Origin of the sequence: Lachnoclostridium phocaeense (genome assembly GCF_959599685.1) — a bacterium.
GTDB classification, from domain to species: Bacteria; Bacillota; Clostridia; order Lachnospirales; family Lachnospiraceae; genus Claveliimonas; species Claveliimonas monacensis.
This window is the reverse complement of sequence record NZ_CAUGIN010000002.1, coordinates 80,254-95,828: the sequence shown is the minus strand read 5'-3', so window position 1 is coordinate 95,828 and position 15,575 is coordinate 80,254. Positions and strand designations below refer to the sequence as shown.

The window sequence follows — 15,575 nt, the reverse complement described above, 5'->3', positions numbered from 1 at the left end:
TTCCTGTCTGTTTTTTATGGTACAATGAAAAAGCGAAAAGGAGGATGACAGCATGTACCGTATTTTGATCGTGGAGGACGACAGCACCATCGCGGAGGCACTGAAGAGACATCTGGAGGGCTGGGATCATGAGACAGTGATAGCGGAGGATTTTAAGAATATCATGGCTGAGTTTACCAGGGTGGAGCCGGACCTTGTGCTCCTGGATATCGGCCTTCCCTTTTACAACGGATTTTACTGGTGCAGCCAGATACGGCAGGTTTCGGATGTGCCGATCATTTTTATCTCCTCTGCCAGCGACAATATGAACATTGTCATGGCCATGAACATGGGAGGGGATGAGTTTATCGAGAAGCCCTTTGACCTGCATGTGGTCACCGCCAAGGTGCAGGCGCTCCTGCGGCGGGCCTATTCCTACCGGGGCAGCGCAAGCCTCATGGAGTACAGGGGCTGCATCCTCAATCTGGCGGACGCTACAGTCACCTACCAGAACAGGAAGACGGACCTGACGAAAAATGAATTTAAGATTTTCCAGTGTCTCCTGGAAAATGCGGGAAAGATCGTGACGAGAGATGAGATCATCGCAAGGCTGTGGGAGAGCGACGCGTTCATCGACGAGAACACGCTGACGGTGAACGTTGCAAGGCTCAGAAAGAAGCTGGCCCAGATCGGCCTGGAGGAGGCTGTCGTGACGAAGAAAGGCATCGGGTACATGGTGGAGGCATGAAGACGTTTGGATACTATCTGAAGGAAATAAGAAGGCCCCTGGCTGTCTATGCCGGGACTGTGTTCATTTTTGCCCTTGTGGGCTATCTCTATGAGGTGACGCGGGACGCTGTGGGCTATGCCCTGCTCCTGTCGGCAGTCATCCTGCTGGTGTGCACGGCTCTGGACCTTGCCCGCTATCTGAAGAGAGAAAGGCGGATAGAGGAGATACGGAGAAATCTCCCCTATGCGGACCCCATGCTTCCGGGGGCGGACACTCTGGCGGAGAGGGAGTACCAGGAAATGCTGACAGAGCTTTTAAGAAAGAGGAGCGAGGAGAAAAATGACGCTGCGGAGAGGCGGCAGGAGAGCATGGATTATTACAGTCTGTGGGGGCACCAGATCAAGACGCCCATAGCGGCCATGCGCCTCCTTCTCCAGGAGGAGGAAAGAGAACGGCAGGGGAAGGACAGCTTTTTAAGGGAGATGGACAAGGAGCTGTTCCGGACAGAGCAGTATGTGGAGATGGTCATGACCTATCTGCGGATCGGGGACATTTCCCAGGATATGGTGCTCTCCTGGTATCCCCTGGACGACCTGATCCGCCAGGCGGTGAGAAAATATTCCAGGCTCTTTATCATCCAGAAGCTGAAGCTGGACTTTAAGGAGACGGACAGCCTGGTGCTGACGGATGAGAAGTGGCTTGTGTTTGTCATAGAACAGATTTTGTCCAACGCGCTGAAATACACAAAGGAGGGCGCTGTCTCCATCTATGCACAAAAAGACGGCCCCAGCCAGATCGCCCTTGTCATAGCGGACACAGGCATCGGCATTGCCCAGGAGGACCTGCCCCGGGTCTTTGAGCGGGGATTTACCGGATACAACGGGAGGGAGTACAAGAAGTCCACGGGCATTGGCCTCTATCTTTGCAGGAGAGTGATGGACCGACTGGGACACGGGATGCGGATCCAGTCTGCGCCGGGAGAGGGGACGAAGGTCTTTCTGGACCTGGGGAGAAAGCCTGTGGAGGCAGAATAAAAGAAGAGAGAGGAGAACACCAATGAAGATACAGAGACTGACGACAAAGAAGGAAAAGGGCTATTCGGCTCCGGACATCCAGGAGGCCATAGACCGGCTGGGGCGCCTGGAAGACCTCTATGAGGCCCTCTATGCGGAGCAGGACAGGATCACTGCGGATATGGAGCGCCTCTCCCAGGCCGGGCGGACGAAGAGCGCCACCTACCGGCAGCTCTTTGCCAGCAAGATGAACGTGACCAATCTCATCTCCAGGATGGAAATCTACATGTGAAGGAGGGGCTTCTAAAGGGGCGGCAGATACCCCAGGCGGATGGCCTTTGTGACCGCCTCCACGGAGGAGGAGACGAAGAGCTTCTCAAATATATGCTGCAGATGGTTGGATACCGTCCGCTCGCTTACCTGTAAGCGGCGGGCGATTTCTTTTCGCTTTATCCCCTGGGAGGAAGATCCTTACATTTTTGTAAGAAGGAGGCGGGCGCTGCGCGGCCATGGTATAATATAACCACTGACTACAGCAAAACAGGAGGCGGAGCAGAGCATGGACAGACTATTTCTTCTGGAGGACGATCAAAGCCTGATAGACGGACTTAGGTATTCCCTTGAGAAAAACGGATTTCGGCTTACCGTGGCCCGCACGGTGGAAGAGGCCATGGAAAGGCTGGAGCGGACGGAGGACTATGACCTTCTGCTCCTGGACGTATCTCTCCCCGATGGGACCGGGTTTGACGTGTGCCGGCAGGTGAGGGCGCAAGACACGGGCATCCCCATTATCTTCCTCACGGCGGCTGACGAGGAGACCAACGTGATCCGGGGGCTGGACGGGGGCGGGGACGACTACATCACAAAGCCCTTCCGCTTAGGGGAGCTGTGCTCCCGCATCCGGGCACAGCTTCGGCGCAGCAGCCGGCCCCAGGAGAGGGAGAGAAAGGAGCTGCGCTCCGGCGGCCTTTTCATAGACCTTCTGGCAGGCCGGGCCTACATGGAGGACAGGATGCTGGAGCTGACAGCGGCAGAGTACCGCCTCCTCTGCCTTCTCGTGGAAAATGAGGACCGGGTGCTGACAAGGACTCAGATCTTGGATGCCCTGTGGGATGGAAACGGGAGCTTTGTGGACGACAACACCCTGTCCGTCTATGTGCGCCGTCTGCGGGAAAAGCTGGAGGAGGACCCGTCGGCTCCGGCCCACCTTCTGACAGTGCGGGGCCGAGGCTATGAATGGAAGGGACAGAGGAGGGGATAAAAGATGAGAGGGATTTTGGAGGAAAGACAGACGAGGAGCTACCTGGCATTTATCCTCCTTCTGGCGGCGGCCATGGTGGCGGCAGCCTGTCTCCTTGGATGGGGGCAGACAGACCGGATGAGGACCCTTTATTTCCAGTGGGAGGGCAGGGTCAGCTCCGGCCTCCTCGGGGAGGGGGTGGAGCCTGCGGTCATTGCCAGAGCCTTTGCCGGGACAGAGGTGACAGCGGAAGGAGAGAGGTTCCTTTTGCAGGCGGGCTACACGGAGGAGACCACGCCCCTCTGGCTTTTGCCGGACCTCTATGAGGCGGGGATGAGGCAGGTGGGAGGACAGGCCGCTGTCTTTGGCGGGCTGTCCCTTCTGCTGCTTATGGGGACCCTTCTCTTCCTGGGACGGAGACAGCGGCTCTATGAGAGGGCGGCGGAGGTGATGGGAGAGTACGCAGGGGGAAATTTCTCCCGTCATCTGCCGAGAAATGAGCGGGGGACTCTGTTCCGGATGTTCGCCTCCGCGGAGCAGCTTGCCACAGCGCTGCAGGCCAGGAGCCAGGCCAGGCAGGCGGAAAAGGAGATGATGAAGGAGACTCTCTCTGACATCTCCCACCAGCTGAAAACCCCGCTGTCCGCTCTTTTCATGTACATGGAGATCATGGAGGGAGAGCCGGAGGAGCCCTCCGTGGTGCGGGAGTTTTCCGGGAAGGCCCTGAAGGCACTGGAGCGGATACAGGAGCTCATCCAGACGCTCTTAAAGGTGGCCCGGCTGGACGCAGGGGCGGTGGCCTTTGAGAAGGAGGACTGGCCTGTGGGCCGGCTTGCCGGGGAGGCGGCGGAGCAGCTCCTTGACAGGGCCCGCAAGGAAGAAAAGCAGCTCCTCCTTCAGGGGGAGGAACGCTCCCATCTGGTCTGTGACAGGTCCTGGATGCGGGAGGCCCTCTCCAACCTCATAAAAAATGCCCTGGACCACACGGACCCGGGCGGTGTCATCCGGGTGCGGTGGGAGGAGTCCCCGGCCATGCTGCGGATTTTCGTGGAGGACAACGGCCACGGCATACCGCCGGAGGACATCCATTTTATCTTCCGGCGCTTCTACAGGAGCAGCCGCTCCTCTGACAGGGAGGGGTGCGGGCTTGGGCTTCCCCTGGCAAAGTCTGTCATAGAGGGGCAGGGAGGCGTGATACAGGTGGAGAGCCGGCCCGGCCGGGGGAGCCGGTTTATCATCTCCTTTCCGGGCTTTGGGACAGAGGCCGCATCCGGCGGGCAGGTGACGAAACTGTAAGCTCACATTCATCTGGCTGTAAGGCTAAGGGAGTAGGATATCTACTGTAAAAGGAAGGAGCCGGCCTGGCCGGCGCCGGATAAGGAGGACAAAGACAATGGAACTTTTACGTGTAGAAAATCTCAGCAAGACATACGGGAAGGGGGAAGCGGCGGTCCGGGCCCTCCGGGACGTCTCCTTTTCCATGGAACGAGGGGAGTTCGCCGCCGTGGTGGGAGAGTCCGGCTCCGGCAAGAGCACCCTTCTGAACTGCATCGGCGGGCTGGACGCTCCCACAGGGGGAAAGGTGTACCTGGACGGAGAGGACCTTTTCTCTATGACAGAAAACAAACGGACCATCTTCCGCAGACAGAATATCGGTTTTATCTTCCAGTCCTTCCATCTCATCGAGGAGCTGGACGTGGAGCAGAACATTATTTTCCCCCTGCTTTTGGACTATCGGAAGCCAAAGAAGGGGCAGGTGGAGGAGCTTTTGGAGCTGCTGGGGCTCACAGAGAGACGCCACCATCTGCCGGGGCAGCTCTCCGGCGGGCAGCAGCAGAGGGTGGCCATTGGCCGGGCCCTGGTCATGCGCCCCATGCTCGTGCTGGCAGATGAGCCCACGGGCAACCTGGACTCCAGGAGCAGCCGGGATGTGATGGACCTTCTCTGCAAGGCGTCCCGGCATTACCAGCAGACCGTCCTCATGATCACTCACAATATGAACCTGACCGCCTCTGTGGACCGGGTCATGAAGGTGTCGGACGGAGTCCTCACAGAGATGGGAGGTGTGAGGCGATGAAGAGCTATCTGGACCTGGTGAAAATTTCCGGGAAGGTACACAGGAAGCAGAGCCTCATGACAAGGATCTGCATTTTCCTGGCTGTGTTTCTCGTGGCCGCCATTTTCAGCATGGCGGATATGGAGATCCGGGCGCAGCGGATTTCCACAGTAAAGAGCGACGGGGCCTGGCATGCGGTCTTCAGGGTACTGACCCGGGAGCAGCAGGAGCTGATCGCCGCAAGGCCCGAGGTGGAGGAGAGCTCCTGGTATGGAGCTACCAACTACTGGGTGGACATGGGCTATCAGATCCAGGGGACAGAGACCGTCATCTGCGGATTTGACAGGGAGTTCCTGGACCTTTACCCCTCCGTAGAGATAAAAGAGGGGAGCTTCCCTGAGGGGACGAAGGACGGTGTCGTGCTGACGGAGACTGCCGCTGACAGGCTGGGCATCGGCGTCGGGGACAAGGTCACTCTGGATACGCCGGAGGGAGAGCAGCTTGGCTTTACCGTGTCGGGCATTACGGGGGACACCTCCTCCATCCTGCAGCAGGGCGTCTACGGCATGTTCACGGACCGGGAGATTTACCAGGAGTATTTTATGAAGGACACCCAGGAGCTGGACGGGGAGTTCTACGTGTCCTTCACGCCCTGGTGCGATATCCAGGAGAAGATCAGGGAGATCAGGGACGCCTACTCCTTAAGTGACGAGCAGGTGGGGCAGAACGCGAAGCTCCTTGCCCTCATGCTGCAGAGCAGCGACCCCTACATCTTCCAGCTCTACGGGACAGCGGCAGTGCTGGCGCTCCTCGTTGTCCTGGCAGGCGTGCTGATGATATCGGGGAGCCTCAGCAGCAACATTGCCAGGAGGACCGGATTTTTCGGCATGCTCCGGTGCCTGGGTGCCCAGAAGAGGCAGGTTGTCCGCTTTGTGCGCCGGGAGGCCCTTGGCTGGTGCGTGACCGCCATTCCCCTGGGGGTGTTGGCAGGGGTTCTTGTCACCTGGGCTCTGTGTGCTCTGCTGCGGCTTGTGAGCGACAGATTTTTCGGCGATATGCCGGTCTTTGGCGTCAGCCTGCCGGGGATAGCGGCGGGCGCTGTCATTGGCCTTATCACGGTCCTGCTGGCCGCCAGGGCGCCGGCGAGAAAGGCCTCCAAGGCATCTCCCCTTGCGGCAGTGTCGGGGAACACCGGGGAGATCACCAGGGTCAGGCGCGCGGCCAGGACGAGGTTTTTCCTCGTGGACACGGTGCTTGGCATCCACCACGCAAAGGGAAAGAAGCGGAACTTCATCCTGCTGTCCGCCTCCTTTGCCTTCAGCATCCTGCTCTTTTTGTCCTTCAGCACGGCGGTGGATTTCATGCACCACGCCCTGGTGCCCCTGCGGCCCTACACACCGGACGTGTCCGTGGTGAGCGCAGACGAGACCTGCTCCATCCCGAAAGATCTGGCCCGGGAGCTTGAGGGGAAGGATTATGTAAAGCGGGTCTACGGCAGGAGCTTTGCCTATGAGCTGCCGGCGCAGACCGGCGGGAGGGCGGGCAGCATCAACCTCATCTCCCTGGAGGAGAACCAGCTTGGCTGGGCCGGGGAGGGCATTATAAAGGGAGATATAGAGAGTGTGGAAAAGGGAGACGGCGTGATGGGCGTCTACGTCAGCGAGGACGAGGGCCTCAAGCTGGGGGATGTGATCACTCTGGAGACCTCCTACGGCGTGCAGAAGCTGCCTGTCACAGCCCTCACCTCCTTCTCCATCGTGGGAACCCAGCAGGGGGCGGAGAATGTCTACTGCAGCGAGGCTCTTTTTAGCCAGCTCACAGGTCAGGACGGCTACACCATCATCGACGTGCAGCTTGCGGGAAATGCAACGGAGGGGGACGTGGAGGAAATCCGCAGCCTGGGCGGAGAGGAGACGACCTTCTCGGACCGGCGCATGGACAACGGCGAGGTGAGAGGAGTCTGGTACTCCATGGTCATCTTTGTGTACGGGTTTCTGGCTGTCATCGCCCTCATCTCCATGTTCAACATCATCAACAGCATTGGCATGAGCGTGGAGGCCAGGATGAAGCAGTACGGGGCCATGCGGGCCATCGGCATGAGCAGCGGGCAGCTCATTAAGATGGTGGCGGCGGAGGCGCTCACCTATGTGCTCTCGGGCATGCTCCTTGGCTGTGTTGTGGGCCTGCCCCTCCACAGGCTGCTCTACCAGTCCATGATCACCTCCCGCTGGGGAGATGAGTGGCAGATACCGGGAACAGCCCTTGCCGTGATACTGGCGGTGATGGCCCTCTCCGCCGTGCTGGCGGTGTGGGGCCCTGCAAGGCGGATCAGGAACATGTCCGTGGTGGACACCATCAGCGCTCTTTAGAAAAGTGCGGGGACAGGATTTTGTAAAAAGAGGCGTTTGCAAGCTGCCGTACAGCCTTTGCGCTGTACTACAGGGGTAACTTGCGAACGCCTCTTCTTTGCCCGTTTTTTTAATTCTGGCAGAGAGAAGGAACATAGTCAGGATGTGAAAAACAGAAAAAATAGTTGCGTACGCTACTAAAGTGTGGTATAGTCCTTCACCGGAGCAGAACAAGCAAGACAAGGAGGATTTTCTATGCAAGAGAGAGATTTCCCGGAAATAGGCCGGTGGGTGTCCATCTTCGACAGGCTCATGAAGATGTACTATGACCGGGGCCTGTCCGGGTATGAGATAGGCTGGGGCCAGCAGTTCTATGTGGAATATCTCCAGGAGCATCCCGGGGCCACGTCCCAGGAGATGGCAGAGCGGTTCCGGGTGGACAAGGCGACCCTGACCAAGATCATCAAGAAGCTGACGGAGGTTGGATATATAAGAGTCAGCGGCGATGAGCAGGACCGGCGGGTGAAGCATCTGTATCCCACCGACAAGGCGGTCCCGGCGGCCAGAAGGATCCGTCAGATCCATCAGGATTTCTACGAGACTGTCAGCCAGGGGATGGCCCCGGAGGAGCTGGAGGCTGTAGAGCAGGCGCTGCGGCACATGTCCGACAACATCAATCAGAAGGTATGGCATAGAATGGAGGTACATCATGGAAAATGAACATAAAAAACGAGAAATAAAGGATGGACAGAGGGCCATGATCTTTCTGTGCCTGGTGGTATCAGGCATTTCCTCCTCTGTCCTCTCCACGGCAATGACAACCGCTCTGCCGGGCGTGGTGGAGTATTTCGGGATCAGCACATCGGTGGGCCAGTGGATCACCAGCGGCTACTCCCTGGCCATGGGTATGATCATGCCCCTGACTGTCTTCCTCATCACCCGTTTCCCGACAAAAAGGCTGTATCTGACGGGAATAGGCGCATTTATCGCAGGACTTCTGGTCAGCATATTTGCGGGGGATTTTGCCCTGATGATGGTGGGGCGTGTCCTGCAGGCCTGCGGCAACGGCGTGCTGATGACAGCCGCCCAGGTGGTCATCATGACCATTTATCCCATAAAGAAGCGGGGGACCATGATGGGGACATACGGTCTGGCCACCACGGCCGCGCCTGTCGTGGCGCCCACCATCGCAGGGCTTATGATCGATGCCTTTGGGTGGAAGTCCATCTTCTACGTGTCGCTGGTCATCATGATACTGTCCTTTATCATATCCTGTATCGTGTTTGACGATGTCCTGGAGCTGCAGGACAAGAAATTTGACGTGGTCTCCTTTGTGGAGAGCATCGTGGCCTTTGGCGGCGTGACCCTGGGTATCGGGAACCTGAGCACCTTTGGCATTCTCAGCATAGAGGCAGGGGTTCCGCTTCTTCTCGGAGCCGTGGTCTGCGTCTTCTTTGTGACCCGCCAGTGCAGGCTGGAGAAGCCTTTCCTGGATGTGAAGATACTGGTCAACCGGAATTACGCGGTAAGCGTCATCTCCAGCATGGTCCTCTACCTTGTGATGATGGGCTCCTCCGTTATGATGCCTCTCTATGTCCAGAGCGTCATGGGCTACTCGGCGGTGGTGTCCGGTCTTGTGACCCTTCCCGGCTCCCTGGCCACGGCCCTTGTCAGCCCCTTTGCCGGGAAGCTGTACGATGAGATTGGGATAAAGAAGATTTTTGTGGCAGGGGCTGCCGCTCTTGTCATCAGCAACATAGGCATGTTTTCCCTTTCTATGGAAACGCCTCTGTGGACCGCTACAGCGCTGAATGTGATCCGCAACATTTCCATCGGAAGCCTGATGATGCCCCTCCTCACCTGGGGGACCAGCAACGTGCACCCCACAAAGATAGCGGACGCCTCCTCCCTTCTCACCTCCCTTCGGACCATCGCGGGCTCCATCGGCTCGGCGGTCTTTGTGGGGATCATGACCATGGTGGCTGCGTCCTCAGCGGAGACCTACGGGGACAACGCCATGATGCACGGCATGAACATGTCCTTTTTCTGGATGGCAGTGGGAGCGGCAGTACTTCTGCTGATCGCGGTCTTTGCTGTCAGGGAGCGTTAGGAAATAAATAATAGATCAAAGGGTACTCCTGGTTGACAGAAGATATAAGCTGATGTAAACTTGGAGTACCTTCTTTTTTGAGAAGACATTTCTTGAACCGCATCATTCAAAAAGCGGTTCCCATTCATATCTGACGTATCGGGCATATCTGCCGGATCACCTGGAAATGATGAAAAATTTATGTAAAAGTTGCGCGTGGGGAAGAAACTGTATTATACTGACAAGGAGGAGAGGGATGGAGCAGGAGAAGAGAAGACTGTCCTGGCATCCGGCTGGAGAAGAATATCGGAAGGATATTCAAGAGCTACAATATCATTGAGTACAAATCCCCGGAGGACTATCTGAGCATCAACGATTTCTACAAGGTGTACGCCTATGCCTGCCTGTATCAGTCAGACACGGACCGGGTGATGGAGGTGGACCCGGAGGAGATTACCCTGACATTCGTGTGTATGCGCTACCCCAGGAAGCTGCTGGGGCATCTGAAGAAGGCGAGAGGGATGAAGGTCATCAGGCAGGGTGACGGGATTTACTATCTTGAGGGAGACGCCCTTGCGATGCAGCTCCTGGTGACAAGGGAGCTGTCGGAGAGAGACAATTACTGGCTGCAGCATCTGAGGGGGAACCTGAAGGAGGGCCGCGAGCTGCAGGACCTGATGGAGAGATATGAGCGGCACAGACATTCAAAGTGGTACCAGGCGGCCATGGATCTGATCGTGCGGGCCAACTGGGACAGGATGAAGGAGGAGAAGGAAATGTGCGAGGCATTGAGAGAGCTGTTTGCAGACGAGCTGCAGGAGTCGAAGGAGCAGGGAGAGGAGACAAAGCTTATCTCCTGGATCTGTGCGAAACTAAAAAAGGATAAGCCCATTTCTGCTATCATAGAAGATTTCGGGGAACTGGGAGAGCCGGAGGAGAAGGTAAGCCTCATCTGCGAGACAGCCCGCCGGTTTGCCCCGGACTATGATGTGGACGAAATCTATGCTGCCCTCGCAGAGAGAGGGAGGAGAGGGGCCGGGGAAAAGCAGGTAAACGAACCGTCGGGCTGTGTATCCGGAAAATAGATCATACACAGGCTGACAAAGCCATTCTCTTAGAATATACTCTCTTTAGAAGGAGGGGATGAAATGGACGTAAAAAGGACAGGAAGCTTTATCGCGGAAATGCGGAAGGGGAAAAATATGACCCAGGCGGAGCTGGCAGCAAAGCTCCAGGTGACGGACAAGGCTGTCAGCCGCTGGGAGCGGGGCGTGGGCTACCCGGACATCACGCTTCTTGAGCCGCTGGCCGGGCAGCTTGGGGTTACAGTCCTGGACATTCTGAGAGGAGAGAAGACCTTCCCGGACAAAATGACGGGAGAGGAGACGGAACAGACAGTGGCGGAGACAGTCAGGCTGGCGGCCGGGCAGAGACGCCAGGCAGTCCGGCGCGTTATCCTGCTGGCCATCGTGATGCTGATCGGCGCTGCCATGCTCATTTGGGGTATCCTCTGGTGGACTTCCCAGCAGAGCGCCCTGAAGATCATTGCAGGGGCGGACGGGCCCTCGGCAGTCTTTGTGGCCTGGAAGGTGGAGCCGATGCTGCCGGTTGCTGTCTCGGCGGCGGGGGCTGTGCTGATCCTTGCTTCCCTGCTTATTTACAGATGGAGGAAATAGAGCATGTCAATAGAACACACGGAATCTATCCGCCTTCGCACTGCCTGTGAGGAGGACGCGGAGGCGCTGCTGGATATCTACGCGCCCTATGTGGAGCACACAGCTGTCAGTTTTGAGTATGAGGTGCCCTCTGTGGAAGAGTTCAGAGAGCGTATCCGCCGCATAAGGGAGCGGTATCCGTACCTGCTTGCAGAGTCAGAAGGAGAAATCCTGGGCTATGCCTACGCCTCTCCCTTTCACGAGAGGCGGGCCTACGACTGGGCGGCGGAGATGTCCATTTATCTGCGGAGGGACAGAAGGAGACAGGGGCTTGGGAGGAAGCTGTACGAGGCCCTGGAGGAAATCCTGCGGATGCAGGGGATTACGGATCTCTACGCCTGCATCGCCTGCCCGGAGGGGGAAGACCCGTACCTGAACGGGGACAGTATCCTGTTCCATCAGCGCATGGGATTTCGGACTGTGGGGCGGTTCCCGAGCTGCGGCTACAAATTCCACAGGTGGTACCACATGGTGTGGATGGCAAAAAATATAGGAGCGCATCGGGAAGAGCAGCCTGAGGTAAAGCCTTTTTCATCCATACGGCAAGGAGAGTGATAAGATGGATAAGACACAAGAGAAAAGACACAAGATCAAACTCCTGGCTGTGGACATGGACGGAACCTGCCTGGATGGAAGGAGCCGCATGTCCCGGGAGACAGTGGAAGCCTTGCGGGAAGCGGCCCGGGCGGGTATCATTGTGGTGCCCGCGACAGGCAGGAACCTTCACTGTCTCCCTCACCGGCTGGCGGGGGAGAGAGAGATTTACCGATATGTCATCAGCTCCAACGGGGCCGCAGTGACAGACTGTCGGACGGGAAAGGACCTGTTCCGGTCTATGATCCCAAAGGAGACGGCCCTGGGACTTCTCCGGGACTGCCGGAAGACAGGGGCCGGCATCACGGCCCATCTCCACCATGAATACCTGATACAGGGGCGGCTTCTTGTCCTTCTGGGCAGGCTGATATACGGGAAGGACGCCAGGGGCGTGTACCGTGTAAAGAGCATGGAGAGGACCATTGCAAGATCCAGGTACGGGGTGGAGGAGATCCAGTTTTATTTTCTGCGTCCCGGCGTGCGGGAACGGCTTGAAAAGCTGCTTAAGAGGACCCGGGGCCTGACCTGGGCCAGCACGCCCATATACGTGGAGGTGTTCTCCGAGAAGACGTCCAAGGGGATGGCTCTGGCCGCCCTGGCGGAAAGGCTTGGGATAAAGAAAGAAGAGACGGCCTGCATAGGCGACGGGGAGAACGACCTGCCCATGTTCCGGGCGGCAGGCCTTAAGATGGCCATGGGGAACGCCGTGCCGGAGCTGAGGGAGAAGGCGGATATCATCCTTCCATCCAACGGACGCGGCGGAGCGGCGAAGGGGATACGGCTGTGTCTTCCCCGCTGAGTCAAGCCCGGACAAGGGCAGGAAAACAGATATATAAAAGGAAGAGGACAGATGAGGATCGTAAACCTGATAGAAAACACAGAAGGCCAGCCCGGCTGCCGCTGTGAGCACGGACTGAGCTTTTACATAGAGACGGGGAGACATAAGGTGCTCATGGACACAGGGGCAAGTGATGGATTTCTTGCAAATGCCGACCTTCTGGGAATTGACCTGGGAGGGGTGGACGCGGTGATCTTAAGTCACGGCCACTATGACCACGGCGGCGGGATCCCCGCTTTCGCAAAGAAATATCCGGGGACAAGGATTTATATGCAGCAAAGCGCGGGAGGGAGCTTTTACCACCTGAAGCCGGAGGGTGAAAAGTACATCGGGCTGGAGCCCTGCATCCTGGGGCTGCCCCAGTGCGTGCTCCTCCAGGGAGACCACCGGATCGACAGGGAGCTGTTCCTTTTTTCCGGCATAGAGGGACACAGGATGTGGCCGGAGGGCAACCGGGCGCTGAAGCGGAAGGCCGGGGCGGTGTATATCCAGGACGATTTTTGCCATGAACAGTGCCTTGTGGTAAGTGAGGGGGATTTTCACGTGCTGCTCTCGGGCTGCGCCCACAACGGGGTGCTGAACATACTGGACAGATACCGGGAGATTTTTGGAGACTGGCCGGATGTGCTGGTCAGCGGTTTCCACATGAAGAAGGACAGGTATGAGGAGGCGGACCTGGAACATATCAGGGAGACGGCCCGGCTCCTGAAGAAGACGGGTATTCTCTGCTTCACAGGCCACTGCACAGGACAGAGGGCCTTTGACGTGATGAAGGATATCATGGGGGACCAGCTCCGGGCCATCCACAGCGGGGAAGTGGTCCTGGATACGGGGAAAGCGCTTCCGGATACCGGAGAATTGCTTCAGGATATGAGGGAGGAAAAAGATGCGGATAGCAGTATGTGACGACGAGCCTCTTTTCCTGGAGATGCTCCGGGAGAAGCTGGAGAGATACTACCGCAGCCTGGACCTGCGGATCGACGCCTTCTCCTCCGGGGAGGCCCTTGTGCGGGCTGTGGAGAGAGAGCCCTTCTGCTGGTCCCTGGTCTTCCTGGATATCGAGATGCCGGGGATGGACGGGCTGGAGGCGGCTCGGGCGGTGAGAGACGTAAATGACGCCATCCCGGTCATCCTCCTCACCAGCCACACAGAGTACGCCATGAAAGGGTACGAGGTGGAGGCCTTCCGTTTTCTTGCCAAGCCAGTGGAGGAATCGTCCCTCTTTGGGGCGCTGCGGGCTGTGGAGGAGAGGGAAAGGCGGAACAGGAGGATACAGGTGAAGGCGGACGGGAGAGAGCTTTTTATCCCTCTTGTAGAAATCCTGTATTTCCGAAGTGAGAACGTGTATCTCACCCTGTACATGACAGGCGGGAGACATTGCCTGCTCCGGAAGAAGCTTAAGGACCAGGCGGAAGGACTGCCGCCCCTGGATTTTTTCCAGATCCACAGGAGCTACCTGGTGGGACTGCGGCATGTGTCTGCCTTTGACGGGCGGGAGGTGATCCTGTCAGATGGGACCCGGCTGCCGGTGAGCCGGGGGAAGCGGGCTGCTTTTGTCCAGGCTCTCTCCCGGTATATATCTGAAAAGGAGTAGGAAGATGGCGGCAGAAACAGGAAAAATCTTATACAGCCTGGCGGGAGCGGCGGAGATCCTCATAGTTCTCATCCTGATTTCCCGCTATATTTATCTGGAGCCGGTCTTTGACACCAGGAGAAAATGGGCTCTCTTCTGGGGCATTTTCCTTTTCGGCCAGACAGCGCTCTTCCTGACAGTGGGGACAGACGGGGATCTGGCGGTCTTCTGGCCCCTCGCTGTCTTCGGGGGCTACACATCGGCGGTGAGGGACAGGCACAGGGCCAGGGGGTTCTTTCTATTCCTCCCGGTGACGGGATTTCTCATCGCGCCGGCCTCCCTTCTTTTCGGTATCCCCTACGTGCTGACCGGGGTCAGGGTGAGCGATATGGGAAATTCGGAGCTGCTTTTAGACCTTCTCATCTGGGGGCTCCTGCTTCTGGCTCTCTGGAAGAGCAGAGAAGCCCGGCGCCGCTTCCGGGCGGAGGCAGCCCACAGAAGGCTGGGAAGGTGGGAGCGGAACCTCCTCCACGGCACGGGCCTTTTTCTCCTGGCCATTGGAGTGATGATCGCGGGGGGAGAGGAGCTGCCAGTCTCAGAGGAGGCGGCCAGGGGCTTTACCCTCCTTGCCAGCGTGGCGGCCGTGCTCCTGGAGGTGTCTGTGACCGCGCTCGTACAGCAGGGAAACAGGCGGTCCTACTACCAGTACATGGCAGACCTGAACCGGTCCTACCTGAGGGCGGAGCTGAAGCATTTCCAGGCGCGCAGGGAGAGCGACACAAGGCTCCGCATGTTCCGCCACGATATCCGCAATCACCTGCTGTGCATCCGGGAGCTGGCCGACAGGGGGAACTACAGCGGTCTCTCCGGCTATATCGGGGAGCTGGAGGGGCGCCTGGAGATGGCGGACATCTCCCTCCACTGCGGAAACGATATCGGGGATGCCATCCTGAATGAAAAAAATATGCTGGCAGTCCAAAGAGGCATAGAGATACGGCTGGACGGCCGGCTGCCGTCCCCCTTGCCGGTAGACGCCGCGGACATCTGCGCCCTCTTTGCCAATGCCCTGGACAATGCCCTGGAGGCCCAGCCTCACGGCGGGTGGGTCCGGGTCCGCATCCGGCAGCAGGGGCAGATGCTCAGCCTTGTGTTTGAAAATCCGGCAGGAAATGCCAGGGCGGACATACCCCTGGGGCATACGGAAAAAGAAGACGGGGAGGAGCACGGCTTCGGCCTTCTCAATATGGAGTGGGCGGCAAGGAAATACCAGGGCACTCTCCGGCGGGAAATCCTGGAGCCGCCGGATGGCGGGCAGGGGGAGCGGATCTACCGCCTGGAAATCCTCCTCTTCCTTCCGGCGGAAAACAGGGCGTAAAAGGTTGCTGCCTCCGAATGTCCCG

Annotated in this window: 17 protein-coding genes; 16 read left to right on the top strand and 1 reads right to left on the bottom strand. The window is 58.0% G+C overall.

What is annotated here, in order from left to right; genetic code table 11:
* Window positions 1-52 precede the first annotated feature (52 nt).
* Genes Q5911_RS01365 through Q5911_RS01355 form a run of 3 tightly spaced genes read left to right on the top strand, consistent with a single transcriptional unit; the run spans window position 53 to window position 2,014 of the window.
* A complete protein-coding gene (locus Q5911_RS01365; RefSeq protein WP_303180388.1) occupies window positions 53-727 on the top strand; it encodes a response regulator transcription factor in 675 nt (224 codons plus the stop codon).
* Window positions 724-1,743 (top strand): sensor histidine kinase, encoded by a 1,020-nt coding sequence (locus Q5911_RS01360; RefSeq protein WP_076777947.1) that lies wholly within the window; start codon window positions 724-726, stop codon window positions 1,741-1,743. The genes Q5911_RS01365 and Q5911_RS01360 overlap by 4 nt, the downstream gene beginning before the upstream one ends.
* Window positions 1,744-1,765: 22 nt before the next feature.
* Complete coding sequence (locus tag Q5911_RS01355) at window positions 1,766-2,014, top strand: hypothetical protein (protein ID WP_033124409.1); 249 nt, start codon at window positions 1,766-1,768, stop codon at window positions 2,012-2,014.
* Between the two features lie 11 nt (window positions 2,015-2,025).
* Here the strand turns inward: Q5911_RS01355 and Q5911_RS14885 are convergent, their stop codons facing one another.
* The gene (locus Q5911_RS14885) at window positions 2,026-2,160 is read right to left on the bottom strand and encodes a response regulator transcription factor (RefSeq protein ID WP_303180506.1); all 135 of its coding nucleotides are present in this window, start codon (window positions 2,158-2,160) and stop codon (window positions 2,026-2,028) included.
* Between the two features lie 121 nt (window positions 2,161-2,281).
* Here Q5911_RS14885 and Q5911_RS01345 point away from each other — a divergent pair, with 121 nt between their 5' ends.
* The 13 genes from Q5911_RS01345 to Q5911_RS01285 all read left to right on the top strand — a co-directional run bounded on the left by Q5911_RS01345 (window position 2,282) and on the right by Q5911_RS01285 (window position 15,550).
* The gene (locus Q5911_RS01345; RefSeq protein ID WP_303180384.1) at window positions 2,282-2,983 is read left to right on the top strand and encodes a response regulator transcription factor; all 702 of its coding nucleotides are present in this window, start codon (window positions 2,282-2,284) and stop codon (window positions 2,981-2,983) included.
* A 3-nt stretch (window positions 2,984-2,986) separates the two neighbouring features.
* Window positions 2,987-4,258, top strand: a complete 1,272-nt coding sequence (locus tag Q5911_RS01340) for a sensor histidine kinase (protein ID WP_303180382.1) — start codon at window positions 2,987-2,989, stop codon at window positions 4,256-4,258.
* A 97-nt stretch (window positions 4,259-4,355) separates the two neighbouring features.
* Entirely contained in the window at window positions 4,356-5,039 is a 684-nt protein-coding gene (locus Q5911_RS01335; RefSeq protein WP_087172823.1) for an ABC transporter ATP-binding protein, read from the top strand.
* On the top strand, window positions 5,036-7,387 hold the full coding sequence (locus Q5911_RS01330; protein ID WP_303180379.1) for an ABC transporter permease: 2,352 nt from the start codon (window positions 5,036-5,038) through the stop codon (window positions 7,385-7,387). The genes Q5911_RS01335 and Q5911_RS01330 overlap by 4 nt, the downstream gene beginning before the upstream one ends.
* A 234-nt stretch (window positions 7,388-7,621) precedes the next feature.
* Window positions 7,622-8,086 (top strand): MarR family winged helix-turn-helix transcriptional regulator, encoded by a 465-nt coding sequence (locus Q5911_RS01325; RefSeq protein ID WP_303180377.1) that lies wholly within the window; start codon window positions 7,622-7,624, stop codon window positions 8,084-8,086.
* Window positions 8,076-9,476 (top strand): DHA2 family efflux MFS transporter permease subunit, encoded by a 1,401-nt coding sequence (locus Q5911_RS01320; protein ID WP_303180374.1) that lies wholly within the window; start codon window positions 8,076-8,078, stop codon window positions 9,474-9,476. Before Q5911_RS01325 ends, Q5911_RS01320 begins: the two co-directional genes overlap by 11 nt.
* Window positions 9,477-9,841: 365 nt before the next feature.
* The gene (locus tag Q5911_RS01315) at window positions 9,842-10,540 is read left to right on the top strand and encodes a hypothetical protein (RefSeq protein ID WP_303180372.1); all 699 of its coding nucleotides are present in this window, start codon (window positions 9,842-9,844) and stop codon (window positions 10,538-10,540) included.
* A 63-nt stretch (window positions 10,541-10,603) separates the two neighbouring features.
* The gene (locus Q5911_RS01310; RefSeq protein ID WP_303180370.1) at window positions 10,604-11,131 is read left to right on the top strand and encodes a helix-turn-helix domain-containing protein; all 528 of its coding nucleotides are present in this window, start codon (window positions 10,604-10,606) and stop codon (window positions 11,129-11,131) included.
* A 3-nt stretch (window positions 11,132-11,134) separates the two neighbouring features.
* Window positions 11,135-11,725: a GNAT family N-acetyltransferase gene (locus tag Q5911_RS01305; protein WP_303180368.1), complete on the top strand. Its 591-nt coding sequence runs from the start codon at window positions 11,135-11,137 to the stop codon at window positions 11,723-11,725.
* Between the two features lie 4 nt (window positions 11,726-11,729).
* Window positions 11,730-12,563 carry an HAD family hydrolase gene (locus tag Q5911_RS01300; protein ID WP_303180366.1) on the top strand — a complete coding sequence of 278 codons (834 nt, stop codon included), beginning with the start codon at window positions 11,730-11,732 and terminating at the stop codon, window positions 12,561-12,563.
* A gap of 51 nt (window positions 12,564-12,614) precedes the next feature.
* A complete protein-coding gene (locus Q5911_RS01295) occupies window positions 12,615-13,508 on the top strand; it encodes an MBL fold metallo-hydrolase (protein ID WP_303180364.1) in 894 nt (297 codons plus the stop codon).
* Complete coding sequence (locus Q5911_RS01290) at window positions 13,489-14,196, top strand: LytR/AlgR family response regulator transcription factor (RefSeq protein ID WP_303180362.1); 708 nt, start codon at window positions 13,489-13,491, stop codon at window positions 14,194-14,196. Before Q5911_RS01295 ends, Q5911_RS01290 begins: the two co-directional genes overlap by 20 nt.
* A 4-nt stretch (window positions 14,197-14,200) precedes the next feature.
* Window positions 14,201-15,550 carry a sensor histidine kinase gene (locus tag Q5911_RS01285; RefSeq protein WP_303180359.1) on the top strand — a complete coding sequence of 450 codons (1,350 nt, stop codon included), beginning with the start codon at window positions 14,201-14,203 and terminating at the stop codon, window positions 15,548-15,550.
* Window positions 15,551-15,575 lie beyond the last annotated feature (25 nt).

Bases quoted from the DNA above. Each gene is read 5' to 3' on its own strand.
- Q5911_RS01285 (WP_303180359.1), top strand. From the start codon at position 14,201: ATGGCGGCAGAAACAGGAAAAATCTTATACAGCCTGGCGGGAGCGGCG.
- Q5911_RS01310 (WP_303180370.1), top strand. From the start codon at position 10,604: ATGGACGTAAAAAGGACAGGAAGCTTTATCGCGGAAATGCGGAAGGGG.
- Q5911_RS01300 (WP_303180366.1), top strand. From the start codon at position 11,730: ATGGATAAGACACAAGAGAAAAGACACAAGATCAAACTCCTGGCTGTG.
- Q5911_RS01345 (WP_303180384.1), top strand. From the start codon at position 2,282: ATGGACAGACTATTTCTTCTGGAGGACGATCAAAGCCTGATAGACGGA.
- Q5911_RS01355 (WP_033124409.1), top strand. From the start codon at position 1,766: ATGAAGATACAGAGACTGACGACAAAGAAGGAAAAGGGCTATTCGGCT.
- Q5911_RS01360 (WP_076777947.1), top strand. From the start codon at position 724: ATGAAGACGTTTGGATACTATCTGAAGGAAATAAGAAGGCCCCTGGCT.
- Q5911_RS01320 (WP_303180374.1), top strand. From the start codon at position 8,076: ATGGAAAATGAACATAAAAAACGAGAAATAAAGGATGGACAGAGGGCC.
- Q5911_RS01305 (WP_303180368.1), top strand. From the start codon at position 11,135: ATGTCAATAGAACACACGGAATCTATCCGCCTTCGCACTGCCTGTGAG.
- Q5911_RS01295 (WP_303180364.1), top strand. From the start codon at position 12,615: ATGAGGATCGTAAACCTGATAGAAAACACAGAAGGCCAGCCCGGCTGC.
- Q5911_RS01330 (WP_303180379.1), top strand. From the start codon at position 5,036: ATGAAGAGCTATCTGGACCTGGTGAAAATTTCCGGGAAGGTACACAGG.
- Q5911_RS01340 (WP_303180382.1), top strand. From the start codon at position 2,987: ATGAGAGGGATTTTGGAGGAAAGACAGACGAGGAGCTACCTGGCATTT.
- Q5911_RS01365 (WP_303180388.1), top strand. From the start codon at position 53: ATGTACCGTATTTTGATCGTGGAGGACGACAGCACCATCGCGGAGGCA.
- Q5911_RS01290 (WP_303180362.1), top strand. From the start codon at position 13,489: ATGCGGATAGCAGTATGTGACGACGAGCCTCTTTTCCTGGAGATGCTC.
- Q5911_RS01325 (WP_303180377.1), top strand. From the start codon at position 7,622: ATGCAAGAGAGAGATTTCCCGGAAATAGGCCGGTGGGTGTCCATCTTC.
- Q5911_RS01335 (WP_087172823.1), top strand. From the start codon at position 4,356: ATGGAACTTTTACGTGTAGAAAATCTCAGCAAGACATACGGGAAGGGG.